Annotated in this window: 8 protein-coding genes, 1 tRNA gene and 3 pseudogenes; 1 reads left to right on the top strand and 11 read right to left on the bottom strand. The window is 48.8% G+C overall.

Annotated elements, in window-relative coordinates; translation table 11 throughout:
• The first annotated feature begins 417 nt into the window (after nucleotides 1–417).
• Nucleotides 418–493: transfer RNA gene (locus CS022_RS15205), tRNA-Asn, on the top strand.
• Nucleotides 494–829: 336 nt separating this feature from the next.
• Here CS022_RS15205 and CS022_RS15210 read toward each other — a convergent pair.
• The 11 genes and pseudogenes from CS022_RS15210 to hrpB form a co-directional block, all read right to left on the bottom strand.
• Nucleotides 830–1,887 (bottom strand): annotated as a pseudogene (locus CS022_RS15210) (protein-glutamate methylesterase/protein-glutamine glutaminase).
• Complete coding sequence (locus tag CS022_RS15215) at nucleotides 1,887–2,522, bottom strand: chemotaxis protein CheD (protein ID WP_129123016.1); 636 nt, start codon at nucleotides 2,520–2,522, stop codon at nucleotides 1,887–1,889. Before CS022_RS15215 ends, CS022_RS15210 begins: the two are co-directional and overlap by 1 nt.
• A 32-nt stretch (nucleotides 2,523–2,554) precedes the next feature.
• Nucleotides 2,555–3,412 (bottom strand): CheR family methyltransferase, encoded by an 858-nt coding sequence (locus CS022_RS15220; protein WP_129123017.1) that lies wholly within the window; start codon nucleotides 3,410–3,412, stop codon nucleotides 2,555–2,557.
• A gap of 230 nt (nucleotides 3,413–3,642) precedes the next feature.
• Nucleotides 3,643–5,884 (bottom strand): annotated as a pseudogene (gene aer2, locus CS022_RS15225) (aerotaxis transducer Aer2); the annotation flags it as partial.
• A 23-nt stretch (nucleotides 5,885–5,907) separates the two neighbouring features.
• Complete coding sequence (locus CS022_RS15235; RefSeq protein ID WP_129123019.1) at nucleotides 5,908–6,381, bottom strand: chemotaxis protein CheW; 474 nt, start codon at nucleotides 6,379–6,381, stop codon at nucleotides 5,908–5,910.
• Nucleotides 6,382–6,394: 13 nt separating this feature from the next.
• The gene (locus CS022_RS15240) at nucleotides 6,395–6,898 is read right to left on the bottom strand and encodes a chemotaxis protein CheW (protein ID WP_129123020.1); all 504 of its coding nucleotides are present in this window, start codon (nucleotides 6,896–6,898) and stop codon (nucleotides 6,395–6,397) included.
• A gap of 8 nt (nucleotides 6,899–6,906) precedes the next feature.
• Entirely contained in the window at nucleotides 6,907–9,024 is a 2,118-nt protein-coding gene (locus tag CS022_RS15245; RefSeq protein ID WP_129123021.1) for a chemotaxis protein CheA, read from the bottom strand.
• 24 nt (nucleotides 9,025–9,048) lie between these two features.
• Nucleotides 9,049–9,408, bottom strand: a complete 360-nt coding sequence (locus tag CS022_RS15250; protein WP_129123022.1) for a response regulator — start codon at nucleotides 9,406–9,408, stop codon at nucleotides 9,049–9,051.
• A 24-nt stretch (nucleotides 9,409–9,432) separates the two neighbouring features.
• Nucleotides 9,433–9,711, bottom strand: a complete 279-nt coding sequence (locus CS022_RS15255; RefSeq protein WP_129123023.1) for an STAS domain-containing protein — start codon at nucleotides 9,709–9,711, stop codon at nucleotides 9,433–9,435.
• A 416-nt stretch (nucleotides 9,712–10,127) separates the two neighbouring features.
• A pseudogene (mrcB, locus tag CS022_RS15260) lies at nucleotides 10,128–12,541 on the bottom strand (penicillin-binding protein 1B).
• Between the two features lie 23 nt (nucleotides 12,542–12,564).
• On the bottom strand, nucleotides 12,565–15,036 hold the full coding sequence (hrpB, locus tag CS022_RS15265; RefSeq protein WP_129123024.1) for an ATP-dependent helicase HrpB: 2,472 nt from the start codon (nucleotides 15,034–15,036) through the stop codon (nucleotides 12,565–12,567).
• Between the last annotated feature and the right edge of the window lie 38 nt (nucleotides 15,037–15,074).

Here is a 15,074-nt window from a genome sequence, read left to right on the forward strand (position 1 = left end):
ACGGCGGACTGTTAATCCGTATGTCGCTGGTTCAAGTCCAGCAGGGGGAGCCACTATTTAAGCCCTAGTCGAAAGACTGGGGCTTTTTCGTTTCTGGCTTTTGATGTTAACGTCCGGTGCCAATCCTCGATTCACCTTTTCATGCTCTCTCTACAAAAACACAAAGCGAAGTTCCTCCAGACCGCACCCGCCTGAAAGAATATTTAGACTGCTATTTCCAGTGCCAAAGCGACGTTGAGGAATAAAATGATGAAAAACGAGGCAAATCAGTCAAAAAGAGAACAAACAAACATTTTTTATCAAAAAACGGATTGACTAAAAACGCGAAAACCGTTTTAATTCGCTCCGTTGTCAGGAACATGCCGCTCTTATTGAGTGAAAACAAAAATGACAACTAAGCTTACAAAAGCTTACTGTTCCCCCTTAGTTCAGTTGGTAGAACGGCGGACTGTTAATCCGTATGTCGCTGGTTCAAGTCCAGCAGGGGGAGCCACTTTTCTAGCCCTGGTCAAAAGACCGGGGCTTTTTTCTTTCTGCTGCTTAATAAATTGAATGGTTGATGCGAGGCATCAATATGTCGCTGACCTCGGCGGCCCCGTTAAGCCCAGCAGGGGGAGCCACTTTTCTAGCCCTGATCAAAAGACCGGGGCTTTTTTCTTTCTGCTGCCTAATAAATTGAATGGTTGATGCAAGGCATCAATATGTCGCTGACCTCGGCGTCCCCACCTGGGCGGTTCCACCTTATGCCCCTACCCCGATTGCCCTGCCTCAGCGGTTCTACCTAAGCGGCTTCTCCTGAGCAGACCATCGAATACTGGGATGAACGGTTTCAACAGTAAAACTGCTCGACCAAAAATGGAGTGATTTTTTTCAGTGGCAAGACGTGGTCGACCGCGCCTAACTCAATAGCAACCTTTGGCATTCCCCACACGACGGAAGAGGCTTCATCTTGTGCGATCGTTAATGCACCTTTTTCATGCATCATCTGCATGCCTGATGCGCCGTCTTTTCCCATTCCGGTGAGTAAAATCCCAATGGCTCTTTCCCCTGCCGCTTTTGCGATAGAACTGAAAAGAATATCGACAGAAGCTTATGCCTCATCACAGGCGGGTCATCATTCTGACGACAGTAGTACCGCTTACCTTTTTTGATAACCTCAATGTGCTTGTCGCCCGGTGCAACATAAACCCTACCTTGCACCAAGGGGGCTTGCTTGGCTGTCAGTTCTTCGACGTGAAGATCGGACTCTTTGTCCAACCTCTCTGCAAACGAACGACTGAACACCGATTTGATGTGTTGGGTTACCACAATAGGTGGCATTTTTGCCGGCATATTTTCCAGTAACACTTTCACAGCTTCCGTGCCGCCTGTTGATGCACCGATAGCAATCACATCAACACCGTTGACATCAAAACGGCGACGAGAAACATCTAGGTTAGTAGGTTGAGCACCACGGCCTGTATGGTAAGCGTCAAGGTTGGCCCCTGCTGCTGTTTTCACTTTCTCAATCAATACATCACGGTAACCTTCAAGCTCTCCAGCAACATTCTTCTTTGGCTTGGGAAGGTAATCGACGGCCCCAATCTCAAGGGCTGCGAGGGTGACATCCGCACCATGATTTGTCAGTGTGGAAATCATGACCACAGGCAACGGGTGCAAGCGCATCAGGTTGCGAAGAAACTGAACCCCGTCCATCTTTGGCATTTCAACGTCCAGGGTGATGACATCCGGTTTGAGCTTTTTTATCATCTCACGGGCTTCATAGGGATGTTCGGCAGCCCCCACGACCCGAATGGTGGGATCGCTATCCAATATCTCCGTCAGCAACGCGCGGAATAAAGCGGAATCATCAACAACCAGTACTTTGAGTTTACGCTTTCTTGTCATCAGAAAAGCTCCGAGTCGCCCGAATCCACTTTCGGACTCTGCAAAGTACGCTGGTATTTTTTATCAAACCTTTGGACGTCACCTTTGTAACTTCGCATCTTTTTTACCCAGGCTTTGCCCGTCTTAGGCTCAAAAATCAGCTTTCTTGGAAAATCATCACCGAGGTCATTACTCACCAATACCAGACCTTCGCTTGTGACATAGTCAATGGCAAACGCAATGTTCTTTTCCCCAACGGCAGTACACTGCCCCATTACCACACCGCCACCGAAAAGTTTTACCTGTAATCTGTGTTTTTCTGCACCCTGCTGTATCAAGGTGTTAATCAGTAACTCCATCGCATAATTGCCATAGCGCGCCGCTCGGGAGCGCCACTGTGTAGGCGTCCATTCAGCAATATCTTCGCTGGTACCGAGAGGCAGCATAAAGTGGTTCATACCGCCAATACCGATTTCCGGGTCCCAAATACACGCGGAAATGCATGAACCTAGCCCCGTCCCTATCAACTCATCATCTGATGTCACGTACACTTCACCCGGGTGAATTTTCACCATCATTTTCTGGAGACTAGGGTAGAAATAGCGGGATACACTCGCCCCTTTGGGGTGGCCTCTTAGTTCGAGAACCTTATGCATAAATAGTTACATTCACAATGAAAATGCCTGTGTTAGAGCTTGCGATAGATTGTCTGGCCGAGGTTTTCAAAGTACTGCCCCATATCGCCGATATTCTCTGAGTGACCGATGAGCAGAACGCCACCGGGTCGGAGTTGTTCATAAAAGCGCTGTAGGAGTTGCTGCTGAACCTTCCGATCAAAATAAATCATGACGTTACGAAAGAAGATAACGTCCATCTTGTTTTTATGGTCCCATTTTGTCATTAGGTTCAATTGTTTAAACGTCACCAGTCGCTTCACATCAGGTTTGATTCTCATCAAGTCCTGTTTACTGCCTGTACCTCGCTGAAAGCCCACTTTTAGCGCATCAATCGAAATGGATCGCGATGCCTCGACATTGTACATCCCATCTCTGGCTGTCCCCAGCACGTGGGTATCTAAATCTGTCGCCATTACCCGGCATTCTGCAGTGTCACCAATATCTGAAAGAGCGAGAGTGATCGCGATGGAATACGCCTCTTCGCCTGTAGAGCAACCTGCTGACCAAATTCGGACATGACGTTGGTTTTGATCTTGCCACTGGGGGATCAGATGATTGGTAATAAAATCGAAATGGTGCCTTTCACGGAAAAATTGCGTTTTGTTGGTGGTCAACGCATTAATAAAGGCGACTCGTTCCTCAGGGTCAGTTTCTACCAGACGAAGATAGTCTTTGAAGTTAAAAAAACCGTGGCGCCTTAACCGTCTGGCGAGGCGCCCGTAAACCATAGAATACTTTCGATCCGCTAAACTGATACCCGTTTCTTTGAGCATGAATTGCTTAATGAAATCAAAATCAGCTTCAGAAAAAGAAAACTCCCTGACTTCTCTGTTATTTTCTGAACGATTAAGTGATTTCAATAGGCTCAAAGTCAGAACTCCTCCCACTCGTCATCGGGGTGTTCATTCTGGACAATGTCACTGTTAGCCACCCGTTTGACCTTCGCCTTACTACGCGCAGCCTCTGCTCTATCAGCCGCTTTTTTCCGCCTTTCATTTAGCTCAGCCTTGTTTTCCAGCTCTTCTTTTCTTTTGGCTGAGACTTTTCTTTTTGCTGGCGGTTTAGTCGCTTTTGAGGAGGTGTCGCGCTTCCTGATCGAGGGCGTGCGGATTTCTTCCGACATCGCAGCAGATTCATCGACTTGGAAGAAATTAATCAGGTTAAGGAGCTCTTTACCTTCTTCTCTCAAGGACTGGCTCGCTGCCGTCGCTTCCTCTACTAAGGCCGCATTTTGTTGCGTCATTTCGTCCATTTTTTCAATGGCTTTCGAAATTTCGTCGATGCCCGTTGCTTGCTCTTTACTCGCAGAATTGATGTTTGAAATCAATGTGGACACTTCGGCAACCGCATCAACAATTTGGTTGAGTACTTCACCCGACTCATCAACAAGACGCGATCCCTCAGACACTTTCTCAACACTGTCTTTAATGAGATCTTTGATTTCTTTTGCAGCACCCGCACTTCGTTGCGCCAAGCTACGTACTTCGCCTGCAACCACAGCAAAACCACGGCCTGATCGCCCGCTCGCGCTGCCTCCACTGCCGCATTAAGCGCTAACAGATTGGTTTGGAAAGCGATCTCATCTATCACACCAATGATGTCAGCAATTTTCTTACTGGCCTGATTGATTTCACCCATCGCAGAAACAGCCTGACTGACAACCTCTCCGCCCTTCTGAGCTTTGGTGCTGGCATTGTCAGAAAGTTTATTGGCAGCTTCGGCACTGTCAGCATTTTGCTTGACCGTCGCTGTCATCTCTTCCATGCTTGCCGCGGTTTCTTCTAGACTCGCAGCCTGCTCTTCGGTGCGCTCACTAAGGTCACCATTACCTTCCGCAATTTCATTTGATGCCGAGGCAACTTTTGTCGAGGAAGCCGTGATCTTGCCAACCATGTCACGCAAATTGTTGATCGAGCTGTTCACCGCATTACTCAGGGCTTTGAAATCACCTTGGTAGTTATCAGGCATCTCGACTTTTAAATCGCCCTCAGCGACTTTACTCATCACGCCCTGACACTGATTAAGCGGCTCAACAATGCTATCAATCAGCCCATTAATGGCTTCACCTAAATTCTGCATAAAGCCCGTGTACTTGCTTGTATCAATACGAGAATCAAGGACACCGGACGATGCATCGGCTATCAGTTTTTGCACATCACGTTGGCCTGCATTTTGCTGTGTAACGTCTTCCCATTGAAGTGCAGGTCCTAGATATGTACCTGAGGCGTCGTACATCGCGATACAGGTAAGATCAAACTCAAGGCCACCGACAGCGATATGAGAAGTGAACGGCATGCGCTCTGGGCTAGAAAAGATTTCACGTTGGTGCGCGGGGTTTTTGTGAAAAATATCAACGTTAACGCCTTCAAGTTTGTCGGCATTAAACCCGGGAAAGAGTTTCTGTAGATCACTCTCCCGGCTCTTCAACATATTTCTCAGTGAAGGATTAGAGTATTGAATGATGCCGTTTTTATCGGCCATCATAATATTGGTCGTCATCCCCTCTACTGCGGAGACAAGCCGACCCACCTTGGTCTCTTGTGCTCGCACATCTGTCACGTCACGCCACTCAAGGCCATTGCCGAGATAATTACCCGCACTGTCAACAATCGCCGATACGTTGAGTTCAACAATCAGCTCGCCGATGGTGATATCGGTTCTGTATGGCAAGTTGGCAGGGTTCGACATCAACTCACGCTGATGGGCTGGATTGGTGTGGAATTCATCAATACAGCGACCCATCAACCAGTCTGGCGTCGCTCTGAAACCTGACCAAATTTTACGGAATGCGCTTTCATGAAGTTCGAACAGCTTCAGGGTTTCTTGGTTCATATACGTGATTTCAAAATCACGGTTGATCATCACCATCGCTGTTAATGACTGATCAATGGCTGCCTGCAGACGGGCCCGCTCACCATCACGCACCCGCTGTTCAGTGACGTCTTCCCACTCGAGGTATTGCCGATGTAATTGCCCTGCTCGTCCTTTATCGCACCTACGACCAAATGCAGTTTGACGTCTTTCACGTTGATCTCAGTTTCATAGGGCATGTTATTGGGATCAGCCAAAATCCCGCGCTGATGCGCCGGATTCTTGTGAAAAATGTCAATACACTGACCAATGATCCACTCACGCGATGCGCGAAATGAAGGGTCCAGCGTTTGAAAAAGCTCTTCATGTATCGCAAGCAACTCTACAGATTTTTCATTTACATAAAAAACCTTTAAATCTCTGTCGACCATCATCAGAGCCGTCTGAGCACCATTTAATGCAGACGCGAGATGTTTAGACAGTTCGCCTGCATCATCTTCTTTTTTTGAATTATTGTTCCACCACGACATTCTCAGTTCCCCCACGGGTTGAGTTAGGTTGCACTCATATCCGGTTGAGCCACACTATGTAGCTCGTCAAAATCAAACAATTGATCAAGGTGAATTAACACCACATGACGCCCGTTAACAGATGCAATGCCGTCAATGAGCTTTTGGTCGATCTTTACGTAGCCAGGTGCCGACTTTATTTGCTCTGACGTCAGTTGATATACCTCAGCCACAGCATCAACAATGATGCCCAACGACTGCTCTTCTTCATTCTTCACAATCACCACGACCGTGGTGTTATTGAGTACCGCAGCCGTCATACCCAGTCGTTGCCTCAAATCAACGATGGGGATATATTCGCCACGTAATTCAAGAACACCCAGCATATAGCTGGCTGTATTTGGTAGGCTCCTGACCTCTGCTGACCAACCCCGAACTTCTTTTACATCAAGGATGTGGACACCATACTCGTCCTCGTCAATCAAAAAGCTCAGATACTCTTTGGCAACCTCAGCCATGGGTGCCTCCTTATTAAATCAAACCATCGATATTGAGCAGGGCGTCTACATCCAGCAGACTCATCACCTGGCTATCTACATTCAGTAAGCCGCTAACGAAAGGCATCACTTCTGAATCACCTATCGGCGGTAAAAGGTTGTCTTCCCCGAGATCCACGACATCTGACACGGCATCAACCACAATACCCATGATCTTTTCGCCGTTTTCATCACCTGTTTTCAGTACAAGCACGACAGTGGTTGGCAAATAATCGGCGCTACCGACGTGAAAACGGAGGCGCAAATCCATCACGGGAACGATCATTCCACGCAGATTGATCACGCCGCAGATAAAGTCCGGCGAATTTGGCAATGGTGTTGGGTGCTCCCAGACCCGAATTTCCACAACGGCCTGAATATCGACGCCGTATAGCTCATGAGCTAAATCAAAACTCAGGAAATCGGATCCCTGAAGACGAACCTCATCGCTTTTTACTGACTCTTCAACTTCCGGGTCCGCTACAGCTTGTTCAGTCATGTTTTCACCTATGCAGCTATGTCTTTCACCCTATTCAGAAAACCTGTCATCAGCCCCTGAACATCTAAAATAAGCGCTACCGAGCCATCACCAAGGATCGTTGCGCCAGAAATACCACTGACTCTGGCGTAATTAGACTCGAGACTTTTGATCACCACCTGTTGTTGCCCAAGCATCTCATCGAGCAATAGGCCAATGCGTGTGCCACCTGCTTCAACCAGACAGAGAAGTTGATGATCAAGATCGCCACTCTCCCCGAGCCCGAATTCCTCTTTCAATCGCAGGATAGGAATGTTCTCGTCACGCAGACGATAGAGTTCGACGCCTCCCGTGGCGACCTTGACGCGTTTGGGTTCAATCTGCAGCGATTCGATGATTGAGATAAGTGGCACCACGTACACCTCATCGCCCAGTTTGACGAGTTGGCCATCAAGTATTGCCAGTGTTAATGGAAGACTGATGCGGAACGTGCTGCCTTCATCAGGAACAGAAGTAACCGCGATGTGACCGCCCAGCTCCTCGATGTTTCGTTTCACCACATCCATGCCCACACCACGGCCTGAAACATCAGAGATGACTTCTGCAGTTGAAAATCCGGGAGCGAAAATCAGGTTATGAACTTGGTTGTCCGACACGTCACTGAGCTGAATATCAGCACTGAGCAGGCCTTTATCGCGAGCTTTTTGCCAAATTTTTTCTTTATTTAGCCCAGCGCCGTCATCGTTTACTTCGATGATGATTGAGCTGCCTTGGTGGTAAGCATTAAGCGAGACCTTTCCTTCTTCCGGTTTACCTTTTTCTTTTCTGACATCTGGCGGCTCAAGTCCATGGTCGATGGCGTTTCTGACTAAATGCACAAGAGGATCAGTGATCCGCTCAAGGACCGTTTTATCCAGCTCTGTTTTTTCACCTTCGACAACAAGGTCAACCGACTTGCCTAACTGTGAGGAGAGATCTCTGACAAGGCGAGGAAAACGGTTGAACGCGAAACTGATCGGCAACATTCTGATGTTGAACACACTCTCCTGGAGCTCTTTAGTGTTCTGCAAAAGTTGCTCCAGCCCAAGTTGCAAACGTTCAAGCTTATTCTCGTTAAAATTCTGGCCAAGCTCGGTCAACATGGATTGGGTGATCACCAGCTGTCCAACTAAGTTGATCAAGTTATCAACTTTGTCGATTTCTACCCGTATTGACGACACAGCGTCAGCTTTTGCCGGCGCTTTGCTGCGCTTAGTATCACTGGCCGCAGCCTCTGTCATTACCTCGGCTTTGGCTTCTTTCCCTGGCGCGTCATTGGTTACTGCGCCCTCTGCGTGTTGACTGTCCGACTGTTGATTCTCAGGCATGACATCTGACTCCTGACAACTTGGTGCGCTATCGCCACCAGATTCTCTGGTGATCGATAATTCACACTCGTCCTCTACCCACTCAAAAATCTCATGAATACTGGCCTCGTCGATATGCCCCTCAAGCGTCACCCTCCAAGAGAGATAAGACATCTCGGGTTCAAGTTCGGCAAAATCCACCAGCTCATCAGCAATACACTCAATGGTGCAGTCTGCGCCAAGATCAAAAAACTCTCTCAGGATGCGAACGGGATCATTGCCGGTAAAGAACATGTCTTTTTCCGGCTTGAACAGGATCACCCAATCACCACTCGAGTTCTCTAAGCTTTCTTCATTAACCGATGCATCGATGCTGGCATTGCTTGCTGCGTCCTCATCTGAATGCGACTCACCAGCGAGCAGTTCTTCAAATTGCTTGGTGAGCGAAGCGCTCAGTTCATGGTCGAAATCAGTATCAGTCTCGTAGGCGACCAACATACTGTGTATGCAGTCACCTCCTTTCAACAGCAGGTCTATCGAATAGGCGTCAAGTTTCCGTTTACCCTCCCTCGCCTCATCAAGCAATGTTTCCATATCATGGGTAAATATACTGATTTCATTTAAGTTAAAAGTGGCACCGCCACCCTTGATAGAGTGTGCAGCGCGGAAGATCGAGTTGATGGCCTCGGAATCCAGTTCAGAATCTGGGTCCAGAGCCAGCAGTTCATGCTCCAAGGTTTCAAGATTTTCCCGACATTCCTGATAGAAAATCTTGCGTAGCTGGTCCATGTCCAAAGCCATGACTAACTCCTATTCCACAGGCAATTAGAGAACTCTTTGCAGAGTCTTCAACAAGGTTTCAGGGTTAAATGGCTTCACTATCCAGCCTGTTGCCCCGGCCGCTTTACCCATAGATTTCTTTTCCACGGATGATTCGGTAGTGAGCATTAGAATTGGTGTGAATTTGTACTGAGGAACAGTCCGGACTTCTTTGACGAACTCAAGACCACTCATATTTGGCATGTTTACGTCAGAAATAATTACGTCGTACTGACTAGCTTTGGCTTTGGTCAGAGCATCAGCGCCATCATTGGCAGTTTCGACAACATAGCCGGCTTCTTTTAATGTGTGGCTGACCATTTGACGGATCGAGACTGAATCATCCGCCGCTAATATTTTTTGCATATACTCACCCTGAAATAGTTATCACTATTGAAAGCCATTCATCGCTAACGTTTCAGTCAGTCCCAGTATTCCTGCTGCATGAACAAGTTCATCGGACACCGACTCCCATTGCCAATCGACGTTATTCTGTTCACAGTGACGTTTTACTGAGAGCAGGAGTTGAAGCCCTGGGGTGTCTACCCGGACCACCTCTCCACCGACAACTGTCAGACCGCGACTGTTTTCACTCAATTCGTTTTGAAAACGTTCCTTCAAGGCCAACACCTGTGAAATGTCTACCTGATCGCCCAAAGACACGCTCATTTGTATGCTTCCCGAAGAATTAAAAAATGAATTGTCAACCTCACGCTTTTGTAAAGTGTAGCAATTGTGAGCAAAATGTTTCTTTTTTGAATGAACTGTTTTTCTGTTGCTTTTTAGAGATGCAACTGGAGATGCAAATAACGTCGTTATCCAGTCGTGTAGACGCCGTACTTTAGGAGCGAAAGTGAAAAGGAATCATCGATATTGTTATTTAACAAAACGACGTAAATACAGCCGACAGCACCCAAACTTGTTCGCGATGTCAAATCGAGAGCCATGGGGCCGACTAAGATGGGTTACCTGAAGGCGATGATTTAAAGAAGCGAGTTTACTGGAATCAATTCGACTGAAAACAGCTGCGGTTTGCCAAGGTGAAAAAAAGCCCCGCTGACGCGAGGCTCCTTATTAACAACGACTTACCCACTGAAGAGACGTTCAAGCCAGCCAACAGGCCCGCCTTTACAATAACTTTTCCATTTGCCCTCAGCATCCCATACCGGAAGCGTTAACTGACTGTCGCAGTCCGGCACATAGGTTCCTTTTTCAACATGGTAAGCGTCGTCGTCAACTGACTTGGCCAAGTTAAGGCCAGGGGCTGTGGCTCACGGCGTTTAATGTAGTCGGCGTATACGGGCAACGCCCCCGACGATCCTGTCAACCCCGTTGATTTGTTATCATCCCGCCCTAACCAGACAGTCACCACTTCACGCCCGTCAATACCGACATACCAACTGTCACGGTTGTTGTCTGTAGTCCCTGTTTTACCTGCCAGCGCCGCCCAGCCAAGTGATCCATTCAGTTTTCGCGCAGTCCCCGATGTCACCACTTTTTTCATCGCATAGACGGTGAGCCAACTCGCCTGAGACGGCACAACCTGCTGCGACTTGGGCCAGTGGCGATATAGCACATCCCCTTCTTGTGTCACCACAGAACGTAAGGCCGTCAGTGGCGCTTTGCGACCGCCACTGCCAATGGTCTGATACATCTGAGTGACTTCCATCGGCGTTAAAGTGAAAGCCCCCAACAGCAAAGAAGGAACCCGGGTGATTTGGTCTGGATCAACACCCAAATCTGCCATGGTGCTGATCACCTTGTTCAAACCGATATCCAGCCCAAGATTGACTGTTGGAATATTGTAGGATTTCTCTAACGCTGTAATCAGTGGAACCTGTCCGCGGAACTTACGGTCGTAGTTTCTGGGCTCCCATACTGTGCCATCGCTGTTGAGGCTCAGAGGGTTATCATCCAGTGGTGTCATCAGGTTGTATTTGTCCGGCTCGGACAAGGCCGCGAGAAACACTGGCGGCTTAGCCAGTGAGCCAATTTGACGGCTACCGTTCAAGGCTCGGTTGAACCCTGCATACCCGGGACGACTTCCACCAACCATAGCGCGAATTTCACCGCTTTGCCTGTCAGCGATAACAGCCGCAGCTTGTAAGTTTTTCCCTGCCTTTTTCTTCAGTTTGGAAACCGTGCTGACGACAGATTGCTCGATAAGCTGCTGTGATAGTGGATCCAGAGTGGTGAACACCCTTAAACCGACACCGGGCGTAAACTGGTTACCGACACGCTCATTGATTTCATGGCGTAACAACTCGAAATAAGCAGGCTGTTTACGTGTGATCCCCACCTCTTTCTCGATACCGAGCTTACGCGATGCAGCGACTTCGTAGTCTTTTGCAGTGATGATCCCCTGCTCCATCATCAATTTCAAAACCAGATCGCGTCGCTTGATAGCGCGTTCGGGATAACGTCTCGGATTGTAATAGGACGGGCCTTTTACCATGCCCACCAGCATCGCTAGCTGACCGATACTCAACTCATTGATGGGTCTGCCGAAATACAGTCTCGCCCCAAGCGGGAAGCCATGCACCGCATTGCCACCCGCCTGCCCAAGATATACCTCGTTCATGTAGGCCTCAAGTATCCGGTCTTTGCTGTAGCGGTAATCAAGAATGACAGCAATGTAGGCTTCCTGAATCTTACGCCACAGGGTTCTTTCACGCGTCAGGAAGATGTTCTTTGCAAGTTGCTGGGTCAGGGTTGAACCTCCCTGCACCGTGCGTCCCGATTTCAGGTTAGCGACCATCGCCCGCGCGATAGCAACAGGAGATACACCGCCATGATGATAAAAATCACGATCTTCCGTTGTCAGCAAAGCATCAACCAGAAACTCGGGAATACCCTCGCGGGGAACAAATAAGCGTTGCTCTTCCCCTTTGGTGTTCATCATGCCAAGTAATCTCGGTTCAATATTTAAAAAACCAAGCTGCTTACCAGACTTCATGTCTTTCAAAGAGGAAACACTTTGCTGATCAAAGTTGATCATCACATGACGGGCAGGATCAGCCCCTTCTTCAAAGGCAAAGGGGCGGCGGATAATTTCTATACGGGTTGAAGAAGCCGAGTATTGTCCGGGCTTTACCGGCGTGGAAACACGCTGATAATTGAGTAGGCCGAGCTCTTGTTTCAAATTGGCAATACTAACCGCATCCCCGGCCTCAAGATGCAGGACACGCCCGTAAACAACGGCAGGTAACGACCACAATTGCCCCTCAAAACGGGCCTTAATTTTGCTATCGAGATAAATACCAAACAGCGCCATCACGGCAAAGACACATAAACCAAGTTTGACGCTCAGCAGCGCGAGTCGCTTGAACCAGCGTCTGCCAGTTGACGGTGTTTTCTTGGTCGTTTTTCTACGGCTTGTTTTCTTGGTGGTCGTTTTCTTCTTGGTAGTTCGAGGTGCTTTTTTGGCACCTGTTTTTCCACTTCCACTCTTGCCTCTTCCCGTTGTTCCGGGGGCGGTATGCTTAAAAATTGTCAACATTTACACTGCTTAATTCAAAGTGGCTACTGCTTAAAATGTCTCTTGGTTTTATTGGTCGCGACATGGTTTGCCGGATCATCAGGCCAGACATGCTTGGGGTAACGTCCTTTCATTTCTTTTTGCACTTCACGATAGGCACCTTGCCAGAAACCCGCCAAGTCTTGAGTGATTTGCAGGGGGCGTTGCGCGGGGCTCAATAATTCCAACACCAATGTGACTTTACCGTCCGCGATGGTGGGAGACGTCGCCTCACCAAAAACTTCCTGCATTCTGACGGCCAGCACGGGCTTTTGTCCTACTTGATAGCGTATCCGGTAGCCAGATCCTGTCGGTACCTTGTACGTTTCAGGGAGCAGTCGGTCAATGTCTTTTGCCGCTTCCCAGCCGATATACGCCTCAAGCGCGGCATTCAAATCAATCTTATTCATCTGGGACCAACGCGTCACAGAGACCATGAAGGGCGCAAGCCATGTCTCCAACTGAGCAAGCAGTCCATCGTCACTGATATCAGGCAGATCCGGGCCAATACACCAGTTCATAGCGCAGCGTGCTCGCGTCAACAGACTTTCGCTTTTGGTATTCCACGAAAGTGACGAGAGCCCTTTTCGCCTCACCGCTGAAAGCAAGGCGTCGGTTATCCGGCTCTGATCCGGTGAAGCTATCGCCGTCTTATCAACAACTAGCCGACCTAATCGTCGCTGTCGCTCGGCAATGATTCGCCCTTTGTTGTCATCCCAGTCGACCCATTCAAAATCCGTAAACAGTTCACTGCGTTCATTTTCAAGCTCACTGATATCAAGTTCAGCCGCCACGAAAATTTTACTGTTACCCTGTTTGACTGTCATCAAATCGGCAACAACAAGATAGTCAGCGCCCGTCATGGGATGGTCAGGTTCAAGTTCAGCGCCATGACCATTGCTAAGTTGATATCGACCATCGTTACCTCTTGCTTTGGCAACTCGGTCAGGCCATGCCACGGAAGCCAGTACAGGCAACCAATAAAAGGCCATATCTGATGACAATGAACAACCCAGTTTCTCTGCAAAATATCTTGCACGACGGGCTTGATTACCCTTCTGGCGTGAAACAGCAACAAGGTGCTTGGCTAAATCAGGTTCACGGAAACCACGTAAAGGCTCTTCTGACCATGCGGCCAGCCAGCACGCAGTGGATTGTGCAGCCTTATCATCGCATTTTTTCGCAAATGCCAGCATGGCAGCCAATCTTGGTTCTGTGCCGAATGCATGCGCCGCTCGCCCCATTGCTGTGAGTGTTTGGTTTTCCTGAAGCAGGCCAAGCTGTACCAATAACGCGCTGGCTTGTGTCCAATGCAACTCAGGCGGAGAATCAAGCCATAATAACTCATCTGGCGTTGCACCCCATTGTGCCAGTTCGAGCACTGTCGACGTTAAATCACTGGTCACGATCTCAGGCTCTGGCACTGCACGCATGCGCTGAAAGTTATCTTCGCCGTAGAGCCTCAAACAGTGGCCTGCTTCAATACGCCCTGCTCGACCCGCGCGCTGAATGGCGGAAGAACGGGCAATCTGCACGGTTTCCAATCGGGTGATCCCCGTTTTGCGGTTGAACCTCGCCACACGTTCGAGGCCAGAGTCAACGACCAAGCGAATTCCCTCGATGGTCAGACTGGTTTCGGCAATATTAGTCGCCAGCACAATTTTACGCTTTCCACTCTCGCACGGTGCAATCGCCTGTTGCTGTTCTTTCGGCGATAGCTGGCCATAGAGCGGACAAATCAACACATCTTCTGACACACGAGTTTTGAGCTCATCCGCCGTACGCTTAATTTCAGCGACGCCGGGAAGAAACACCAATGCAGAGCCAGATTGGGCGAGCATCAATTTACTGACCTCTGCAGCCACCAGCGATTCATAACTTGGTGAGCCGATTCCTCTTTGACGAGACACTGGCATGTAGTCATAGGTGACGGGATGACAGCGCCCCTCTGAGGTAATGACTGCAGCATCAGGCAACAAAGATAGCAATGCATCGTCGTCCAGCGTTGCTGACATCAACATCACTTTGAGGTCATCACGCAACCCTTGCTGTACATCGAGTACTAACGCCAGTGATACATCCGCCTGAATACTTCGTTCATGAAATTCATCAAAGATGATCAGCGACACGCCGTCCAGCTCCGGGTCGTCCTGTACCATTCTTGTCAGCACCCCCTCTGTTACAACTTCAAGCCGTGTTTGTTTGCTGGTGCGGCTTTCTCCCCTCACCCGCAAACCCACGGTCTCACCCAGTGACTCACCGCGTTGTGAAGCGAGGTAATTTGCGATATTTCTCGCGGCCAGACGACGAGGCTCTAACATCAGAATTTTCCCCGCCACAAGATCGCGCTCAAGAAGCGCAAGAGGAAGTCTTGTTGACTTTCCTGCACCGGGAGGTGCCTTAACAATGAGTCTGTCTCGCTTTGTTATCCCCTGAAAGAGATCATCCAACACGGTTTCTATGGGCAGTTGTGACAATGTGTGCGCCTTTGTGTAAAACTTAACGATGGGTATTT

It is taken from the genome of Veronia nyctiphanis, from assembly GCF_004116385.1.
Classification (GTDB): domain Bacteria; phylum Pseudomonadota; class Gammaproteobacteria; order Enterobacterales; family Vibrionaceae; genus Veronia; species Veronia nyctiphanis.